The organism is Streptomyces sp. NBC_00045 (genome assembly GCF_045041095.1).
GTDB lineage: Bacteria > Actinomycetota > Actinomycetes > Streptomycetales > Streptomycetaceae > Streptomyces.
On the sequence record NZ_CP108272.1, the window covers coordinates 432263 to 450767 of the forward strand.

Genomic DNA, 18505 nt, shown 5'->3' on the forward strand with positions numbered 1-18505 from the left:
TTGTCCCTTCTTCTTCTCTCAAATGCTTTCTCGTCACGCAAGAGAACTGGAGTTTCCATGACGTCTTCCCAGGCCAACACAGTCGTCGACGACTTCGAGCTGGACTACGTGGAGATGTACGTCCGCGACATGGACGAGCAGGTCGCTCTGTGGCGTGACTCCTACGGGTTCGTGGAGGTCGCGGCCGGCGGTTCCTCGGAGCAGGGCTTCCGCGCCACGGTGATGAGCCAGGGTGCGATGAAGCTCGTCCTGACGGAGGCGACGGCGGAACGGCATCCCGCCTCCGACTACGTACTCGCCCACGGTGACGGCATCGCCAACATCGCTCTGCGCACGGGGGATGTGCGCAGGGCGTTCCGCCAGGCCGTCGACAACGGCGCCCAGGAACTGGCCGAACCCGTGGAGCACGCGGGGGACGACGTCGCGGTCAGTGCGACCGTCTCAGGATTCGGCGATGTCGTGCACACCCTGGTGCAGCGGCGTTCGGGCAGGGAAGCCGGACTGCCCGCCGGGTTCCGACCGCTCCCCGGCGCCGGGGAGCCGACGGAACCCGCGGCCGCGGACGGGCTGCGCCTCCTGGAGATCGACCACTTCGCCGTGTGCGCGAGCGTCGGTGAGCTGGACGCGATGGTGGAGCTGTACGAGAAGTCGTTCGGGTTCGACGAGATCTTCGCGGAACGGATCGTGGTCGGCGCCCAGGCGATGCTGTCCAAGGTGGTCCAGAGCAAGTCGGGCGAGGTGACCTTCACGATCCTCCAGCCGGACCCCGAGGCGGACCCCGGTCAGATCGACGAGTTCCTCAAGAACCACGTCGGGTCGGGTGTGCAGCACGTGGCTTTCGCCGCGGACGACGTGGTGCGGTCCGTCGGGGCGCTGGCCGGTCGCGGAGTGGAGTTCCTGACCACACCGGACGCGTACTACAGCCTCCTCAAGCAGCGCATCTCCCTGAGCAAGCACTCCCTGGAGAGCCTGCACGAGCTGAACGTCCTCGTCGACGAGGACCACGCCGGACAGTTGTTCCAGATATTCGCGCGCTCCACCCACCCGAGGCGCACCCTCTTCTTCGAGGTGATCGAGCGGTGCGGTGCGGAGACCTTCGGCAGTTCCAACATCAAGGCCCTGTACGAGGCGGTGGAGATGGAGCGCCTCGCGAATCAGAGCAACTCCCTGTGAGCCGCACCGTGCCGACCACCGGGCCGTGGGACGCAGACCGGGACGTGCACTGCCTGGAGGACGTCGAACGGGCAGCACGCGAAGCCCTGCCCGCAGACGTGTGGGACTTCGTTTCCGGCGGCAGTGGCGGCGAGGTCACGCTGGCCGCCAACCGTGCGGCGCTGCGGCGGATCGCCCTCGTGCCGCGCGTCCTTCGGGACGTGGCGCACTGCGACCCGCAGACGTCGCTGTTCGGCGTGACGCAGGCCATGCCGGTGGCAGTCGCCCCCCTCGCGTACCACAAGCTCGTCCACCCGGAAGGCGAGCTGGCGGGCGCGCGGGCGGCCAAGGCGGCGGGAGTGCCCTTCACCGCCAGCACCCTGAGCAGCTGCACGATCGAGGAGATCACCGGAATCGGCGGCACCGTCTGGTTCCAGTTGTACTGGTTGCGCGACCGGAAGAAGACCTTCGAGCTGATCGAACGCGCGGAGGCCGCTGGGTGCGCGGCGCTGATGCCGACCGTCGACGTGCCCTGGATGGGACGTCGGCTACGGGACGTCCGCAACCGGTTCACCCTGCCCCCCGGGGTGGAGGCTGCCAATCTGACGTGGGGGTCGGGCTCCGAGGCCCATCGGGCGCCGACGTCCGGATCCGCGGTGGCCTCCCACACCGGATCAGCCTTCACCCCCTCCCTGACCTGGTCGGACATCGAGGAACTGCGGCGCCGCACGAGGCTGCCGATCATTCTCAAAGGGGTGCTGGCGCCGCAGGATGCGAGACGTGCCGTCGACGTCGGCGCGGACGGCATCGTCGTGTCCAACCACGGCGGCCGGCAGCTGGACGGCGCGGTCGCCGGCGTCGACGTCCTCGCGGAGGTCGCCACGGAGGTCGGTGGCGCTTGCCGGGTGCTGCTGGACAGCGGGATCCGCAGCGGAACCGACGTACTGCGCGCCCTCGCACTGGGAGCCGATGGCGTTCTCGTGGGGCGCCCGGTGCTGTGGGGGCTCGCCGCGGCGGGAGAACGGGGCGTCGGCCGCGTCCTGGACCTGCTGGCGGAGGAACTGCGCGACGCCCTCGGCCTCGCGGGTTGCGACGGAGTGAAGGCCGCCCGGGAGATCCGGACCTTGACGAGGGCCGGCTAGCCGGCCGCCCCGGCGGACGGCTGACGGCGGCCGGCACGTGCCACCTGCGTGCCGGCCGCCGGGCGAGCCCGGCGCCCGAGGCGGCCGGGACGACGGATCACGGGACCGATGCGCCTGCGGACGACATGCCGATGCTGACCCTCAGAAAGGAAATACGGGAAATGGAGAAAAGGGTGAGCCGCCACTACACGGTGTTCTGTCCGCTGTGCGGACAGCGCGGCCAGGACGACGGCATGACGCTGTCGTGCAGCCGCGATCACGGGCCGGCGCTGCTCCGGTCCGACTACGCGGTGAAGGAATTCGCGCCGCAGCCCGATACCGAGGGGCTGTTCCGCTACCGGGACTGGCTCCCGGTCACCAGGACGTTCCCGACGGCGGCCCGCACGGCCGTGTTCCAGAGCGAGGAACTCTGCGCCCAGCTCGGCCTGCCGAACCTCTGGATCGCCTTCAACGGGTACTGGCCCGAGCGCGGGGCGTTCCTCGAAACGGCGACGTTCAAGGAGCTGGAGGCGTACGCGGTCCTGGGGCGTCTGCCGTCGGATCCGCCGGTGCTCGTCGTGGCCTCCGCCGGCAACACCGCCGCGGCCTTCGCCTCGATCTGCTCGCGCCACCGGCGACCGTGCCTCCTGATCGTGCCCCGCCGCGGCCTGGACAGGATGAGGTTCCGGGCACCGCTGGACCCGGCGGTCAGGCTCGTGGTGCTGGACGGCGCCGACTACTCCGACGCGATAGCCCTCGCAGAGTCGGTGGCCGCGCTCCCCGGCTTCCAGGCCGAGGGCGGAGTACGCAACATCGGCCGGCGCGACGGACTCGCGACGGTCCTGTACGCGGGCGTGGAAGCCATGGGCAGGATGCCCGGCGTCTACGTCCAGGCCGTCGGCAGCGGAGCCGGCGCCATCGCCGTCCACGAGGCGGCGACCAGGCTCCTCGGCACGGGACGCTACGGTACGGACCTGCCGCGGCTCCTGCTCTGCCAGAACGCGTCGTTCGCTCCGCTCGCCGACTCCTGGAAGTCCGGGACGCGACAGCTCGCCCCGTGCGGAGCGGACGACGCGCGGGCCGCGACGAGAACCGTCTTCGCGGACGAGCTGACCAACCGCTTCCCCCCGTACGCCGTCCACTGCGGCGTCTACGACGTGCTCACCGAGAGCTCCGGCGACGTTCTCACCGTCGAGCAGGACGCGGCTGAGTACGAGAGGGACGTCTTCGGGAAGGCCGAATCCGTCGACATCGAGCCGGCCTCCGCGGTGGCGCTCGCCGGCCTCCGCAAGGCGGTCCTCGACGGCCGCATCCCCGAGGAGGAGCACGTCCTGCTCAACATCACGGGCGGGGGCCGGGCACGGCTCGCACAGGACCATCCCCTGTACGACGCGGAGCCGGCCCTGGTCGCCGATCTGCAGGACGGCACGGCGGAAGGCCTCGTGGCGCGGATCGCCGGGCTGTTCCCCGACCGGACCCGATAGCCGGACGCGAGGACGCGAGGACGCGAGACGTCGTGCGTTCGCGCGCGGCCCCGACGTCAGCCCTCGCCGAACTCCGTCTCCTGCGGAGCCCCGGCGTTGCGCACCGACAGCCGCCAACCGGAAGGCTCCTCGCTCAGCACGTGCCAGCGGCAGTTCGACAGGCCGGCCAGGGACATCCAGTCCGCCGGATCCATGCCGAGGACACGGCCGGCCGTCGCCCGGATGGTGCCGCCGTGGCTCACCACGACCAGCGTCCCGCGGTCCGGGAGCCGCTCGGCATGGCGCTCCACGACGGCGGTCGCCCGCTCGGCCACCTCGGTGTCCAGCTCGCCACCCCCACGACGCACGGGCTCACCCCTTCTCCAGGCCTCGTACTCCTCGCCGTACCCGGCCACGATCTCGTCGTGGGTGAGCCCCTGCCACCGACCGGTGTACGCCTCGCGGAGCCCCTCCTCGGGGGTGGCAGCCCGGTGCGTCAGCACGGACAGGTGGCGCGCGGTGGCGGCGGCCCGCTTCAGATCGGAGGTGATGACGGCATCGGGGGCGAAGGCCGCCAGTACCCGTGCGGCGCGCCGCGCCTGCGTCACGCCCTCGGCGTTCAGTTCGATGTCGGTGGTCCCCTGGAAACGCTGTTCCCGGTTCCAGGCGGTCTGGCCGTGACGCCACAGGACGATCCTGCGGCCCCGCGAGCTGGCGGCAACCATGATTCCTCGAAATGTCTCTCTACGTGGGGCCCTGCTGCGAGGGCCGGTGACGGCGGGGGCCGTGCCACGGCCCGGCGAGCGGCGGTGGCACGGCAACCCGCCGGCGCGGACGGCTCCCCGGACGGGGGAGCCGTCCGCGCGGGGCGCGGATGCGTCAGCCCCGGGCCGGGGCAGCCTCCTCGACCGAAGCCCCCGAGAAGCGGCTGACCTTGTCGAGCACGTCGGCGTCGTACAGCCGCAGGGCCTGCTGGAGCGCGAACTCGGCCATGTAGGAACGGAACTGCTCGACCGGCTCCTCGGCCAGGTTGAGCATGCGCCGGTTCGCGAGGACGGCAGTGCCGCGAAGCCGCTCCGCGCTTTCGGCCACGGCCGCGTCCAGCGCGGCCGGCTCGTGCACCTCGTCGACGAGCAGCCGGGCCGCCGGCTCGCTCGCGTGGACGCGCCGCCCCTCCAGGATGACCTGCCGGGCCAGCCGGGGCCCGACCGAACGCGTCAGCCGGAAGTTGGCCACGCCCGGGATGATGCCCTCCTGCGCCGCCGGCAGGCTCACATAGGCGTCCGACGCGGCGATGACGTGGTCGAAGAGCAGGAGCAGCTGGGCGCCGCCGCCGATGGCGAAACCGTCCACGACGGCGACCCACGGCTTGTCGACGGTGGGCCGCCGCCAGTCCGCAGAGCCTTGCGGCCTCACACCCCGGATCAGCTTGTGCAGGTAGCCCAGCTCACGCCGCAGCAGGAAGTCCACGAGCGAGATGCCGCCGCCGTGCAGCGCCTTGAGGTTGATGCCGGCGCTGAAGACCCGCCGACCGCGGTAGCGGGGATGCGACATGACGCCGCCCCGCAGCACGCCGACCTCGGTGGCCGGGTCCAGGAGCACCAGGTCGACCGCCGTGTCCATGTCGGCGACCTGCTGGTCGTCCTCCGCGTTCAGGGAGTCCTCGCGACACATGGTCAGATGGGTGACCGCACCGCGGCGTTCCACCGTCACGGACCGCAACCGGACCGTTCCGGTGCGGGTGAACTCCGGCAGCAGCGCGAGGGCGGCAGGAGTGGGCTGCAGCATCGCGTCGAGGAGGTGCGCCCCGGCCGTGGGGGAGCGCAGCACACGGCTGAAGAAGATCCCCTGGTCGATCTCGTGGCCCTCTTTGTGCGACTGGGCCCGGGTGCGCTCGGCGGCCAGCTGCTCCACGGTCGGCACGAGTCCGGGAAAGCGCACCGCGGCCTCCCGGACCAGCTCGGCGATCCGCAGGTGACGGGACCGGTGATCCGTGAGCTCGTCGTACACCGCCTCCGCGTGGGCGTCCATGAACGCCGCACGCAGGGCCCTGGCGGCGTCGACCGCCGCGGCGGCCTCGGCACGCTGCTCCGGCGACCGGTCCGCCGGCTCGCCGAGGTCGGCGAGCAGGGCCGAGGTGGCCGCGGCCGCGCGTGCCAGCGCGAGCCGGGCCGAGTCGAGATCGGCAGGAAGGGCGGGAGCGGCCGCGGCTCCGGCGTGCGTGCGGGCCACGACGTGGTCGACGGTCATGCGGCCGCCTCGGCGGCGGCCGACTGCAGCAAAGCCCGGTCGCACGCGGCGAGATGGGCGCCGAGTGCCTCCTCGAAGCTGGTCGTCGCGGCGTCGAAGAGCAGCTGGCGTCGGATGGCCAGCTCGGATCCCCGCACGGAGGCGGTCGACGCGACGGCCGCCGCCAGCGCCGCTTCGACGTCGTCCGCCACGACGTCGACCAACTGGAGGGCCACGGCCTCCTGCGCACCGATCGCCGTGCCGAAGAGGACGGCACGGCGGACCGCGGCGGCACCGGCGTGGGACCTGCCGAGCCGGTACAACGTCATGCCCGGCCAGGTCGTCCCGTTCTCGACCGGCATCACCAGGCTCGCGGCGCCGTCGGCGATGCGGCGGTCCGCGCACAGGAGGAGGTCGAGCGCGAGACCGCCGCACGGCCCCTCGGCCGTCGCGAAGGTCGCCGCCGGCAGGCGTTCGAACCGGCGCAGCGCCCGCTCCCACTTGCTCACCAGGGAGACCGTCGCCCCGTCGGCCTGCGGCACTGCGGGGACGCCCGAGAGCCGGACGGTCAGGTGGCCGGCGGTGCGCCCGTCCTCGGCAGCGTCGCAGGCCGCGTTGACGGCGGCGACGGCGGCGGAGGACAAGGGCAGGCGGCCGTCGAGGGTCAGGGTCGCGGTGGCGGCGTCGTACGCCGCGGAGATCGTGCCTGTTTCGGTCATGGTTTCCTTCACCTGCTCCTCATTCACCATTGAACGAGTGCCGTTTCGATGGTGGAGCCCGGCCCCATCGTCATCAGGACGCCGTACTCGCCGGGTGCGGCCACGCCTTCCCTGAGCAGCCGCTCGTAGGAGAACAGGAACGAGCCGCTGGAGAGATTGCCGTAGTCGCGCAGGACTCCGGTCGTGTGCCGCACGTCGTGGCGCGTGAGACCCAGGTTGATTCGTACCGCGTCGATGACCTTCTTGCCGCCGGAGTGCACCAGCCAGTGGCCGATGTCGGAACGGCGCAGGCCGGCCGGGGCCAGCAGACGGTCGACCACTTGCTCCGCGTGCGCGCCCACGACGTAGGGCACCTGCGGGTCCAGGTAGAAGCTGAACTTGCCCTGCGCGTCGCTCCAGTCGTACCGCATGGCGTCGATCGCGTCGGTGATGAGGTGGCTGGAGAAGCCCAGGATCCGCGGACCGTGGAACCCGCGGTGCGCGCCGACGGGCGGCGGGGGCTGCGACGGGTCGGCGACCAGGGCGACGGCGGCGGCGCCGTCCCCGAAGAGACTGTTGACGACGGCGGTCCGCATCGTGTCGTCGATGACGTAGGCGGCGGAGCAGGCCTCCACGCACAGCATGACGGCCACCTGGCCCGGATGCGCCGTGGCCCAACCAGCCGTCGCCTGAAGGGCGTTGAGGCCGGCGTTGCAGCCCATGCCCACGACGTCCACGCGGCTCGTCTGCGGGCGCAGCCCCAGGGAGCGGATCAGCAGGGCGCTCAGGCCGGGAGTCAGGAAGCCCGTGGTGGTCGTCACGCACAGGTAGTCGATGTCGTGCGGGTCGATGCCCGTGTTGGCCAGGCACTTGCGGATCGCCCTGGCCCCCATGTCGAGGGCGAGCCTCTTGTGCTTGTCGAGGAGTTCACCCTGGACCTCGGAGCGGAGCGCGCCGTGCGGGTCGCGCGGAGGCAGGGAGAGGAAGCGTCTTTCGATGGCGCTGTTGAGGAAGACGGACCGGACCTTGGGGTCCGATATCTCGAACAGGTCGAGGATTTCCTGCTGGGTGTACGACGTCCCCGAAACGGCCGTCGCGACGCCCGCGATCCGCGGGGCGGTCAGTGCCGGGCCGGGGGAGGGTATCGGCGGTTCGAGGAGTTCGGTGTACCGGGGGTTCATCGCGGTGGTCATCGGAAGGTCCACCCCCACATGCGCGGCTTGCTGCGTATCAGTGCCTGTGTGTTCAACAACGTGTCGGTTTCCTCGTGGGCTGTGACGGGTCATGGGCAGCGGTCTCATCCCTGATGAAACGTGCCAGACGCCCGACCCCGTCGGCGATCTCGGATCGGGTCAGGTAGCTGATGGACAGACGGATGCTGTTGGCTCCGCCGCCCTGGGGATAGAAGTAGGACATGGGCGTCCAGATGACGCCGAACTCCTCCGCCGAACGTTCCAGCGCGGCGTTGTCCGCGCGGAACGGGACGTCCACGGTCAGGAAGAAGCCGCCGGTGGGCCGGTTCCAGCGCACGCCGAGTGCCGCGCGCTCCTCCTCGGGGAAGGCCTCGTCCAGTTCCCGCAGGACGGCCTGCATCGCGTCGCCGTAGTAGCGGGAGGTCTCGACGTTGATGTCGGCGGTGCGGCCGTCGGCCGCCAGTAGCATCCCGCCCACGGCAGCCTGGCCGAGTGCGGACGTGTTCACCGACACCATGCTCTTGATCTTGGTGATCTCGTCCACCAGCAGACCGGTGGTGCCGTCTCGGTCGACGACGACCTGGTCCGCGACGGCGAAGCCCACCCGTGCGCCCGGGAAGAGCGTCTTGGAGTACGAGCCGAGGTGGACGACGCGGCGGTCACGGTCGAGGGACTTGAGCGTGGGGAGCTGCCGGCCCGGGCTGACCATCCGGTACGGGCTGTCCTCCAGCAGGAGGAAGTCTTCTCGGGCGGCGAGTTCGAGGAGCCCCCTGCGCGCTTCCGCGGAGAGGGTGACACCGGACGGATTCGAATGGTCGGGGACCACGTAGAGCGCCCTCGGGCGCCGTCCCCGGGCCCGCTCGGCCCGGATCGCGGCCTCCACGTCGTCGCAGTGCAGGCCGTCGGCCCGCTCCTCCACGGGAGTGAGGGCGATGTCGAGCAGCCGTGCGGCGCCGGTGATGCCCACGTAGCAGGGGCTCGCCACCAGGAGCACGTCGTCCCGGCTCGCCATGAGGGCGCGCAGGGTCAGGAGCATGGCCTCCTGGCAGCCGACGGTGACGACGATGGCCTCGGGCGGCACGTCGATGTCCTCGTCCTTGCGGAGCGAGTCGGCGATCAGTTCCCGGATCTGGCCGTGGGTCGGTCCGTACTGGAAGACCGCATCGCGTATCTCGCCGGGCGTGTACCCGGTCTTCGCCAGGTGGTCCAGGTAGCGGCGGATGTGCTCGAAGATCTCTTCCGTGTCGAAGAATCCGTCGTACGGGCGGCCGGGAGCGAAGGAAACCGCCTCCGGGTAGCGGTGCGTGATCCCGTTGAGGAAGTTCATCGTGTCGAGAACCGGATCGGAGACGCTGGCGTGCAGCTCCTCCTTTAACAGATGGTTGGCTGCCACGTAGGCACCTCCCGCAGGCAGACCATGGATCGGCCGCCCGCCTGTGATCTCGTAGGAACAAGATTTTTTGGCAGGCTATCAGCAGGTCATCCGGCGGCATAGAGCCGTCTGATCATGGTGGAGCGCCGATCGTGCCGAACGCGTCCCACCCGTCGGCCCCTCACGACGGCTCCCGTGGACCGTTCTCAACTCCACTATTCCGTGTGGCACTTGGGGTTGCGGCGCCGCTGAGGGTCACTCAGACGGCTGTACCGGCAACAGAGCCGATGCCGCGCCGGTCACCACCGGCTGTCAGAGAAGTGGGCGGGGTCGCTGCCGGCGGCGGCGGTCACGCTCGACGACCCGCTCGGCGACGGACCTTCCGGTCCACGCCCCCGTTCGGCGGCCGCACAGCCACCCAGCATCGGCCGCACCTCGGCCCCGATGCTCCGACGGCCGGCGGGGCAGGCCGCACGTGAAGCCCGACAGCTCCGCGGCCGATGAGGCATACGGCAACGGTCCCGATCGACCGAGATCGCGCCCCGACACCGCTTCACCTGCCCACCCCGCGGCGGCCGCGCCTCGGCGGCACGGCGCCGTCCGGCTCAAGTGGTCCGGACCGTAGTCGTCGGGGCGCACTCAACGCGCGCAGGTCCGCACGCGCACCCCTCACCCGAGCCGTTCACCGCCGGACGCCGACGAAGACGTCGCAGGTCGCAGGCCGGAGGCCCTTTACCGGAGCGGCCAAGTGGGTGATGCTGACGCGGCGTTGGAAGAATGATCGACACGGGGGCCCGGTCGGTCCGAAGGGGGAGACCGCCGTGGTGCGCGTACAGCTGCTGGGACCGGTTCGGGTGTACGACGAGGACGCAACGCCCGTCGAAGTGGGCGGTGTGCGGCTGCGCATGCTCCTCGCCAGGCTCGCCCTCGGCGGGGGCCGCGCCGTCTCCGCCGACGCGCTCGTCGACGGGCTGTGGGGGCAAGAGCCGCCCGCCGACGCCGCCAACGCGTTGCAGGCCCTGGCGTCCCGCCTGCGCAAACCGCTACGGGGGTCCGCGGCCGTGGAATCCGCGTCCGGCGGGTACCGGCTCTCGCTGCGGCCCGAGGACGTGGACGTCCACCGCTTCGAGGAGCTGGCCGCCCGTGGCAGACGGGAACTGGCGGCAGGTCGCGCCGACGAGGCGGCCGGGCTGCTCGCGAAGGCGCTCGGCCTGTGGCAGGGCGACGCCCTGGCCGACGTACTCGACGCCCCGTTCGCGCAGCCCGTCGCGACCCGGCTCCAGAGCCTGCGGACCGCGGCCGCCGAGGACCGCTGGGACTCCGAACTCCAGCGCGGACGGTACGGCGAGGTGTTGCCCGACCTCGAAGCGGCGGGTGCCGAGAGGCCGTTGAGCGAGCGGGTCGCCGGGCTGCGGATGCGGGCGCTGTCCGCGGCTGGCCGCCAGTCCGACGCCCTCGCGGTGTACGAGGCGATACGGGAGCGGCTCGGCGACGAACTCGGGGTCGACCCGTCGGCCGAGCTGCGCGAGACGCACCTCGCGCTGCTGCGGGGCGAGCTGAAGGCGCCCCGCGAGCGCGCCGAGCCGGCCGTGAGCCGCCTCCCGGCACGCCTCACCAGCTTCGTAGGCCGCGACGGCGAACTGGACCTCGTCGCACAACACCTTGCCCGGGGCCGGCTCGTCACCATCGTCGGCGGCGGAGGCGCCGGCAAGACCCGGCTCTCCCTGGAGGCCGCCACCCGGGACCGCGCCCACGCGCGCGGCCGTGTCTGGTTCGTCCCGCTCGCCGGTGTCAGCGCACCGGACCAGCTGGCCGACGCGGTGCTCGGCGCCCTCGGCTCCACGGACGGCGCCCTCTACGAAGCCGGCCAGGGGCAGCGGACCACCCCCGCCGAACGCATCGCCGGGCTCCTCGGCAGCAGTGACGCCCTGCTCCTCCTCGACAACTGCGAGCACCTCGTCGAGGCCGCCGCGGAACTGGCCACGGCGCTCCTGCACCAGCTTCCCGAGCTGCGGATCCTGGCCACCAGCCGCGAGGCCCTCGCCATCACCGGCGAGTCCCTGTGCCACCTCGGTCCCCTCGACGTTCCCACGGGGTCACCGGAGCCCGCCGAAGCGGCGCAGTCGCCCGCCGTGCGCCTCTTCACCGACCGGGCCGCTGGGGTCCGGCCGGACTTCACGCTCGACGACCTCACCCTCGACGCCGTGGTCGAGGTGTGCCGACGCCTCGACGGGATGCCGCTGGCCCTCGAACTGGCCGCGGCGAAGCTCCGCTCGATGAGCGTCGAGCAGGTCGCCCGACGCCTCGACGACCGCTTCCGGCTCCTCGCCTCCGGCAGCCGCACGGCCCTGCCCCGCCAGCGCACCCTGCTCGCGCTCGTCGAGTGGAGCTGGGACCTGCTCGACGAACCCGAGCGGATCCTCGCCCGCAGGATGTCCGTGTTCCCGGGCGGCGCCACCGTCCCCGCCCTCGAAGCGGTCTGCGCGGACGCGTCGCTGCCGGCAGCCGACGTTCCGTACGTCCTGGACGCCCTCGTCGAGAAGTCGCTGGTCGACACCGCCGACGAGGGGACGGGCGAGCCGCGCTACCGGATGTTGGAGACGGTACGCGCCTACGCGGCGCGGCAGCTCGCCGACACCGAGTCCGGGGACGCCGTCACCCAGCGCTACGCCGCGTACTTCCTGGCCCTTGCGGAGGCGTACGAACCGCGCCTGCGCACCCGCGAACAGCTGCGCGCGATCGAGGTCTTCGACGCCGAGCACGACAACCTCGTGCTCGCGCTGCGCTCGGTCGCCGACGCCCCCGACGAGGGCCTGGCCGCACGCTTCACCAGCGCGATGTTCTGGTACTGGGGGATCAGGGGGATGAGCACCCGACTCGACGGCTACCTGGCACGGCAGCCCGGGCCGGATCCCGTACCGGCCCGGGCCGGGAGCGAACACGGCGACGCCCCGGGCGAATCGGCGATGGCGCGCGAGTTCCACCCGGCCCAGCTGCTCCTGCGGATGTCCCGGGCCTCCCTCCCCGCGGGCGTACCGGGGCCGGGCACGGCCGCCGACCAGGACCCCTTGGACTCGCCCGATCCGTGGACGCGGGCCAGCGCCCACCTGGCACGCGACTTCGCCCTCACCGAGCAGGGCGACATGGTCACCGGTGCCCGATCCCGTACCGAGGCGCTGCGCGGCTTCGAGGAGGTGGGCGACCGCTGGGGGCTCGTCATGAGCCTGCTCCCGATCGGCCGGGACCACTCGCTGCGCGGCGAGTACCCCGAGGCCATCGCCACCTTCGAGCGGACCGTGGTGCTCAGTTCCGAACTCGGCACCGAGGACTACCTGTACCTCAGCAAGGCCAGGCTCGCCCGTGAGCGCAGGCGCAGCGGAGACTTGGAGGGCGCCTTCCGCGACCTGTACGCCGCGTACGAGCAGGCCCGCTCGCGCGGACAGCTCCGCATGGAGGCCAACATCCTCGTCGGCCTGGCGAACGTCCACCGCAGGGCCGGCGACCTCGCCCGGTCCCATGCGACCCTGGACCGGCTGGAGGCTCTGAGCGTCCGGCGTCCCTCCCTGCGGGAGCTGGCCCGCGACCTGATCATCAGCACCCGCATCGAGAACCTGCTGGCCGAGGAGGACACGGTGCGGGCCAGGGCCCTTCTCCCCGAGGCTGCCGGCGCCCTGCTCGGCCAGGGGGCGGGCGCCGCGCTCGCCTGGGTGGCCGAGCTGCTGGGCGGGATCCGCACGCTGGAGGGGTCCCCCGAGGACGGCGCCAGATCGCTCGGCATGAGCCAGGTGATGCGCGGCGCCTTCGACCGGGGCGAGCCGGAGTGGCGCGAGCTGATCGACCGGATCGTGGTGGTGCTGGGCGAGGACGGCTTCGCGCGGATGTTCGAGGAGGGGGCCTCGTACTCCCGGAAGGACGCACTGCGATGGCTGGAGGCGGAGGCCCTGCGGACGGTGTCACGCATCTGATGGACGTGCGGGGTCGTGCGAAAGCCGGGCGGGGCCCGCACCGTGGGTGCGGACCCCGCCCGGCGGGTCGTGCCGCCGCCGGGTCAGGCGGCGCTCTTGCGGTAGGCGTGCATGGCGAGCGGGAAGAAGACCGCGATCACGCCGGCCATCCAGGCCAGGGTGGCGAGCAGGGAGCCGGCGACCGGGCCGCCGTTGAGCAGGCCGCGGACGCTTTCGGCGACCAGGGAGACGGGGTTGACGTCGGACCAGGCCCGCAGCCAGCCGGCCATGCCGTCCCGGGGGATGAAGACGTTGCTGGCGAAGGTGAGCGGCAGGATCAGGATGGTCATCAGGCCGTGCACGGAGGCCGGGTTCTTGATCAGCATCCCGAGGTACACCGAGATCCACGAGAAGCTGAGGGCGAAGCCGATGAGCAGGGCGAGTGCGGCCAGCGTGGCCACCGGCCCGGTCTGGACGCGGTAGCCCATGACCAGGGCGAGGACGGCCAGGGCCCCCAGGCAGACCACGTAGCGGACGATGTCGGCGAGGACGGCGCCGATCAGCGGGCTGGAGCGGGCGATCGGCATGCTGCGGAACCGGTCGAAGATCCCGGTGCTGGCGTCGGTGCTGAGCGAGGCGCCGACGCCGATGCTGGCCTGGAAGACGGCCATGACCATCACTCCGGGAGCGACGAGCTGAAGGTAGCCGTCGGTGTCGCCGCCCGACATGGCGTCCCCGAAGAGGTAGACGAACATCAGCAGGCTGATGATCGGTGTGAGGACCACGTCGACCAGCTGCATCGGCGACTTCATGAACTTGGTGACGCCGCGGCCGGCGAGGGCGATGCTGTGCTGGGTGGTCTGCGCGAGGCCGGTACGGCTGGTGATCTGGGCGGTCATGACGGGTCCTCCGAGAAGTCTGTGCGATACGGGCGGAGCGGGGCGGGAGCGGTCGACACGGTGCGTGAGCGGGCTGCTCAGACGGTGACGGGCTGGTCGCTGCCCACGGCGGGAGCGTGTCCGGTCAGCGCGAGGAAGACCTCGTCCAGACTGGGCAGTCGCAGGCCGAGCTCGTCGGCGGTGATGCCGGCGCCGTCGAGGCGGCGGGCGACCGCGGCGACGACCAGCGGCTCATCGGCCGGCACCGTGAGCACCCCGGACTGCTGCGCGGGCGTGTGCCCGGTCAGTTCGGCGAGCATCCCGGCGACCCACGGCACATCGGCGGCCAGCGTGGGCCGGATCTGGAGGATCTGGCCGCCGACGCGGCGCTTGAGCTCACCGGGCCGGCCTTCGGCGACCTTGCGACCCTTGTCGAAGACGGTTATGGAGTCGGCGAGCTGATCGGCCTCCTCCAGGTACTGGGTGGTGAGCAGCACCGTGGAGCCGTCGGCGACCAACTGCCGCACGACGTCCCAGACCTCCTGGCGGGCGTGCGGGTCCAGGCCGGTGGTGGGCTCGTCCAGGAAGAGCACCTGGGGCCGGCCGACCAGGGAGGCGGCGAGGTCCAGCCTCCGCCGCATACCGCCGGAGAAGGTGGAGATCGGCTTGCGGGCCGCCTCGGTGAGCGAGAAGTCCTCAAGGAGCTGGGCCGCCCGAGCCTTCGCACCGCGCCGGTCCAGGCCGAGCAGCCTCCCGATGAGCACCAGGTTCTCGGTGCCGGACAGGGTCTCGTCCACGGAAGCGTACTGCCCGGTCAGCCCGATCAACTGCCGCACCTTGACGGGGTCCTTGACGATGTCGTGGCCGCCGATGGTGGCACGTCCCCCGTCGGGGCGCATCAGCGTGGCGAGGATGCGCACGGTGGTGGTCTTGCCGGCGCCGTTCGGCCCGAGGACTCCGACGACCTTGCCGGCCGGAACCTCAAGGTCCACGCCGTCCAGGGCGGTGAAGTCGCCGTACTTCTTGACCAGTCCCTCGGCCCGGATCGCGTACGTCATGGTGAACATCCCCTCGTCAGGTCTTCGTCGTGCTCGATGACCTGAGGTTCGCGGCCCCGGCTGACAACCCCCGGCCAGCCCGCTGACAGCCTCCCGGGCGCCCCGTCAGCGGCTGTCAGCGCCCCCGCACGGATCTGTCGACGGGCCGGACCCGTGCCGCGCATGCGCCACGTCCGAGCCCGGCGTCGAACCCGCACTGGACGACGACGGAGAGGGGGATTCGACGGACTCGACACCCGCAGCGCATCGGCAACGGCCGCGCCGCATCGCGCCGCGCACGCCGGACAAACGAGCGGGCCGAGGGGCGGAGGGAAGCGGGGCGGGACCGGCCCCCGCCCCCGGCCGGGTCAGCGCAGCGGGCAGACGCCCGGACCGTCGGGGCCGGCCCGCCAGACCCTCCGCAAACCTGCCGCTGGACCTGCCGGCGCGACGGTCTCCTACTCCGGCCCATGCCGGGCAACGTAGGCAGGGGCCGGGAAGGGATTCACGCAGCGGGAGAGGAATCTGCCATTCCGCGCGGTGGGACCGATCGCCGCCGGTACCGGTGGAGCTGCCGGGCGGCGTACGCCACGAACGGCACCGAGACGCCGGGCACGACCCACCAGGGCAGGCCGATCAGGAAGGCGGTGAGCGCCACGGCGAGGGTGGTGATCGCCGCGCCGATGAGCAGGGGCATCCCGAGCGAGCGCCAGGTCCAGGGCTCCCGCCCGCCGAACCCGGCCAGCCACGCGGTCGCGAAGCCGAGCCCGAGAGCCGCGACCAGGCCGGTGAAGGTGCCGAGGCCGGCGGTCATCTGGGCGTCGTCGCGGGGCTCGTCGGCGGAGCTCTGGCGGAGGTCTCCCTTGGCGACGGTCATGACCGCGCCGCGCCACACGGTGGCGGTCACCTGGTCGCCGGGCTCCAGCCGCGCGAGCAGCGGCCCGGGGTCCCCGAACCTCACGACGGCCTTCCTGGAGGCGGTGCCGGAGAGAGTTGCCTCGAACTTGCCGTTCCGGCCCTTCTTGACCACCGTGTGGTCGACCGTGAGGGGGATGGTACGGAGGCAGTCGTCAGTCCCGTCGCCACAGGGCTCGGCGGCCGCGTAATCCGCGTACCGCCGGCTGTCGTCCGGCAGCGCTACGGCGAACAGGAAGCCGCTGATCAGCGCGGGTATCAGCGACAAGACGACCAATAACGCCCCGGCCACCCGCCCCGGCCGAATTCTTACAGCTGCCACCACAAGCCTCCCCCGTACGTATGGTCGCTCACGCGCGCCCCCCCACAGCCTCCACGGTCGCGGCCGTGCAAGCAAAATTGCTCGACCGGCGCGCCTCGGGGCCAGCCGACGGCGGCGAACACGACGTGGTCCGCTGCAAGGGCGCGGGCGTCACCCGGAGCGGTCCGTACGAGGAGGAGGGCGACAGCGGGCAGGAGGTACCCACCGGTCGAGAACCGTGCTCGATCACAGCCGCGTGGTGGCCAGCCAGATGAGTACGGTCGTCGTGGCGACGAGCCCGACGTTGAGGGTGACCTGGCGGTCTTCGCCGGTCAGGTGGACGGCGATCGCGCCGATCTGCAGGAGCACGAACCCGATGGCCGCAGCCACTGCCAGCCAGGGGGCGACGCCGGTCAGTGGCGGCAGGACGAGTCCGGCCGAGCCCAGTAGTTCGACCGTCCCCAGCGCCCTGACGGCGGTCAGGGGCATGCGGTCGACCCAGGCCATCATCGGCCGGAGTTGATCGCGGCTGCGGACCACTTTCATCGCGCCCGCGTACAGGTAGAAGAGGGCGAGGAGCCCTGCGACCGTCCAAAATGCAATGTTCATGAGTCCCGTCCACGGTCACCTGCTGCTGGTGACCCGTCGAATCCCAGGGCAACCCCTGGAGAAGGCCAGGCTGTTGTCTGAGCGACCCGGAAGGTGAAGGGCGAGCGCGCCCCGGCCGTGCTGGTCAGACGGAGGACGGCCGGGCGGCGTCATCCGGCTGGCTCGGCGGGAGGTCGGCGGCGGGCTCGGTCGCGTAGCGGCTCATCGCCCGGATGCTGGCCTGTGGCGTCAGCGGCCGGCCACTGGCGATCACGCTCTGGAGGTCTCGGAAGTACTGCACGTACAGGTCGGGGGTGAATGTGCTGAGGATGACGGCGGGTTGGTCGGTCGGGTTGGCGAAGGTGTGCGGGGTACCGGGCGGAACCATCACGAGCGTGCCCGTGGTGGCGTCGTGGTCCTCGTCCCCGACGGTGAACCGCACGGTGCCGGAGACGATGTAGAAGCCCTGGTCGTGCTGGGCGTGGCGGTGCTGCGGCGGTCTCTGGGTGTGCGGGGCGAGGACGGACTCGGCGATCGCGAGGCGGTGCCCGGTGTGGCTGCCGTCTTCGAGGACGCGCATGCGCGTGGTGCCCAGGATGATCGTCTCGCCGTCGCCGGGACCCACCACCGATACGGCCGGGGCGGTCTGCGGCTCGCTGGTCTTTGCTTCTTCGGTCATGCTCACCAGTGCACCGCCGGGAGTCTGCCGGTGTCCAAGAACCCATCCCGCAGCCCTGATACCTCATGGGTATTGTTGCAGCGTGGAGCTACGGACCTTGCGCTACTTCGTGGCGGTCGCTGAGGAACGCCACTTCGGCCGGGCCGCCACTCGACTGCACATGAGCCAGCCGCCGCTGAGCCGGGCGATCAAGCAGCTGGAGACCGAGGTCGGTGCCCTGCTGTTCGCCCGCTCACCTGCCGGCGTCACGCTCACCCCGGCGGGCGCCGTGCTGCTCGACGAGGCACGGGCCCTGCTCGACCGGGCCGACCGCATCCGCGCACGCGTGACCGCAGCGGCCGGCGCCGCGACCATCACCGTCGGCATCCTGGGCGACAGCACCGACCCGGGTGTGACCAGGCTGGCCGCCGCTTACCGCCGGAGCCACCCCGGCCGCGACATCCGCATCCGCGACACCGACCTGACCGACCCGACCTGCGGGCTACGCGCCGGACTGGTCGACGTCGCCCTGACACGGGCGCCGTTCAACGAAACCGCCCTGACGGTGCGTGAGTTGCGCAGCGATCCGGTCGGCGTGGTCCTGCGCGCCGACGATCCGCTTGCCCGCCGCAGCCAGCTGCAACTGGCCGACCTGAGCGACCGCCGCTGGTTCCAGTTCCCGTACGGAACCGACCCGATCTGGCAGTCGTACTGGAACGGCGGTGAGCCACGCGAGGGCCCAGTGGTGCGCGCCGTCCAGGAATGCTTGCAAGCCGTGCTGTGGAACGACATCGTCGGCCTGGCCCCGCTCGGACACGGCCTGCCCGCCGAGCTGGCCGCAGTGCCACTGGTCGACATGCCGCCCAGCCGAGTGGTGGCGGTGTGGAACGAGGGTGACACCAACCCGTTGATCCGGTCGTTCACCGACATCGCGACCGCCGCGTACCGTCGCTGAC

The 18505-nt window shown here is 71.7% G+C and carries 15 protein-coding genes; 5 read left to right on the plus strand and 10 right to left on the minus strand.

Going from position 1 to position 18505, the window contains the following annotated elements:
* The first annotated feature begins 57 nt into the window (after positions 1-57).
* The 3 genes from hppD to OHA65_RS37705 all read left to right on the plus strand — a co-directional run bounded on the left by hppD (position 58) and on the right by OHA65_RS37705 (position 3757).
* Positions 58-1173: a 4-hydroxyphenylpyruvate dioxygenase gene (gene hppD / locus OHA65_RS37695; RefSeq protein WP_327286355.1), complete on the plus strand. Its 1116-nt coding sequence runs from the start codon at positions 58-60 to the stop codon at positions 1171-1173.
* Entirely contained in the window at positions 1170-2294 is a 1125-nt protein-coding gene (locus OHA65_RS37700) for an alpha-hydroxy acid oxidase (protein WP_331730048.1), read from the plus strand. The genes hppD and OHA65_RS37700 overlap by 4 nt, the downstream gene beginning before the upstream one ends.
* 161 nt (positions 2295-2455) lie before the next feature.
* Complete coding sequence (locus tag OHA65_RS37705) at positions 2456-3757, plus strand: cysteate synthase (protein ID WP_331730051.1); 1302 nt, start codon at positions 2456-2458, stop codon at positions 3755-3757.
* Positions 3758-3813: 56 nt separating this feature from the next.
* Here the strand turns inward: OHA65_RS37705 and OHA65_RS37710 are convergent, their stop codons facing one another.
* The 5 genes from OHA65_RS37710 to OHA65_RS37730 form a co-directional block, all read right to left on the minus strand.
* The gene (locus OHA65_RS37710) at positions 3814-4461 is read right to left on the minus strand and encodes a histidine phosphatase family protein (RefSeq protein WP_327286358.1); all 648 of its coding nucleotides are present in this window, start codon (positions 4459-4461) and stop codon (positions 3814-3816) included.
* 154 nt (positions 4462-4615) lie between these two features.
* Complete coding sequence (dpgC, locus tag OHA65_RS37715; RefSeq protein WP_327286359.1) at positions 4616-5986, minus strand: (3,5-dihydroxyphenyl)acetyl-CoA 1,2-dioxygenase DpgC; 1371 nt, start codon at positions 5984-5986, stop codon at positions 4616-4618.
* Positions 5983-6684: an enoyl-CoA-hydratase DpgB gene (gene dpgB / locus OHA65_RS37720; protein WP_327286360.1), complete on the minus strand. Its 702-nt coding sequence runs from the start codon at positions 6682-6684 to the stop codon at positions 5983-5985. Before dpgB ends, dpgC begins: the two co-directional genes overlap by 4 nt.
* A 23-nt stretch (positions 6685-6707) precedes the next feature.
* Complete coding sequence (gene dpgA / locus OHA65_RS37725) at positions 6708-7856, minus strand: 3,5-dihydroxyphenylacetyl-CoA synthase DpgA (protein WP_327286361.1); 1149 nt, start codon at positions 7854-7856, stop codon at positions 6708-6710.
* Between the two features lie 52 nt (positions 7857-7908).
* Positions 7909-9249, minus strand: coding sequence for a PLP-dependent aminotransferase family protein (locus OHA65_RS37730; protein ID WP_331736384.1), 1341 nt, complete (start codon positions 9247-9249; stop codon positions 7909-7911).
* A gap of 803 nt (positions 9250-10052) precedes the next feature.
* Here OHA65_RS37730 and OHA65_RS37735 point away from each other — a divergent pair.
* Positions 10053-13193 (plus strand): BTAD domain-containing putative transcriptional regulator, encoded by a 3141-nt coding sequence (locus OHA65_RS37735; protein ID WP_327286558.1) that lies wholly within the window; start codon positions 10053-10055, stop codon positions 13191-13193.
* A gap of 83 nt (positions 13194-13276) precedes the next feature.
* On the opposite strand, the gene OHA65_RS37740 is transcribed toward OHA65_RS37735, so the two are convergent.
* The 5 genes from OHA65_RS37740 to OHA65_RS37760 all read right to left on the minus strand — a co-directional run bounded on the left by OHA65_RS37740 (position 13277) and on the right by OHA65_RS37760 (position 17570).
* Positions 13277-14071, minus strand: a complete 795-nt coding sequence (locus OHA65_RS37740) for an ABC transporter permease (RefSeq protein ID WP_329316888.1) — start codon at positions 14069-14071, stop codon at positions 13277-13279.
* Positions 14072-14148: 77 nt separating this feature from the next.
* Positions 14149-15108 carry an ATP-binding cassette domain-containing protein gene (locus tag OHA65_RS37745; RefSeq protein ID WP_329316890.1) on the minus strand — a complete coding sequence of 320 codons (960 nt, stop codon included), beginning with the start codon at positions 15106-15108 and terminating at the stop codon, positions 14149-14151.
* A gap of 484 nt (positions 15109-15592) precedes the next feature.
* The gene (locus OHA65_RS37750) at positions 15593-16270 is read right to left on the minus strand and encodes a hypothetical protein (RefSeq protein WP_405763581.1); all 678 of its coding nucleotides are present in this window, start codon (positions 16268-16270) and stop codon (positions 15593-15595) included.
* Between the two features lie 279 nt (positions 16271-16549).
* A complete protein-coding gene (locus tag OHA65_RS37755; RefSeq protein WP_327286366.1) occupies positions 16550-16912 on the minus strand; it encodes a DoxX family protein in 363 nt (120 codons plus the stop codon).
* A 124-nt stretch (positions 16913-17036) separates the two neighbouring features.
* Complete coding sequence (locus OHA65_RS37760) at positions 17037-17570, minus strand: cupin domain-containing protein (protein WP_327286367.1); 534 nt, start codon at positions 17568-17570, stop codon at positions 17037-17039.
* 97 nt (positions 17571-17667) lie between these two features.
* On the opposite strand from OHA65_RS37760, the gene OHA65_RS37765 reads away from it, so the two are divergent.
* Positions 17668-18504, plus strand: coding sequence for a LysR family transcriptional regulator (locus OHA65_RS37765; RefSeq protein ID WP_329317119.1), 837 nt, complete (start codon positions 17668-17670; stop codon positions 18502-18504).
* Position 18505: the final 1 nt, after the last annotated feature.

Bases quoted from the DNA above. Each gene is read 5' to 3' on its own strand.
- OHA65_RS37760 (WP_327286367.1), bottom strand. From the start codon at position 17,570: ATGACCGAAGAAGCAAAGACCAGCGAGCCGCAGACCGCCCCGGCCGTA.
- OHA65_RS37745 (WP_329316890.1), bottom strand. From the start codon at position 15,108: ATGACGTACGCGATCCGGGCCGAGGGACTGGTCAAGAAGTACGGCGAC.
- dpgA (WP_327286361.1), bottom strand. From the start codon at position 7,856: ATGACCACCGCGATGAACCCCCGGTACACCGAACTCCTCGAACCGCCG.
- hppD (WP_327286355.1), top strand. From the start codon at position 58: ATGACGTCTTCCCAGGCCAACACAGTCGTCGACGACTTCGAGCTGGAC.
- OHA65_RS37740 (WP_329316888.1), bottom strand. From the start codon at position 14,071: ATGACCGCCCAGATCACCAGCCGTACCGGCCTCGCGCAGACCACCCAG.
- dpgB (WP_327286360.1), bottom strand. From the start codon at position 6,684: ATGACCGAAACAGGCACGATCTCCGCGGCGTACGACGCCGCCACCGCG.
- OHA65_RS37710 (WP_327286358.1), bottom strand. From the start codon at position 4,461: ATGGTTGCCGCCAGCTCGCGGGGCCGCAGGATCGTCCTGTGGCGTCAC.
- dpgC (WP_327286359.1), bottom strand. From the start codon at position 5,986: ATGACCGTCGACCACGTCGTGGCCCGCACGCACGCCGGAGCCGCGGCC.
- OHA65_RS37705 (WP_331730051.1), top strand. From the start codon at position 2,456: ATGGAGAAAAGGGTGAGCCGCCACTACACGGTGTTCTGTCCGCTGTGC.
- OHA65_RS37755 (WP_327286366.1), bottom strand. From the start codon at position 16,912: ATGAACATTGCATTTTGGACGGTCGCAGGGCTCCTCGCCCTCTTCTAC.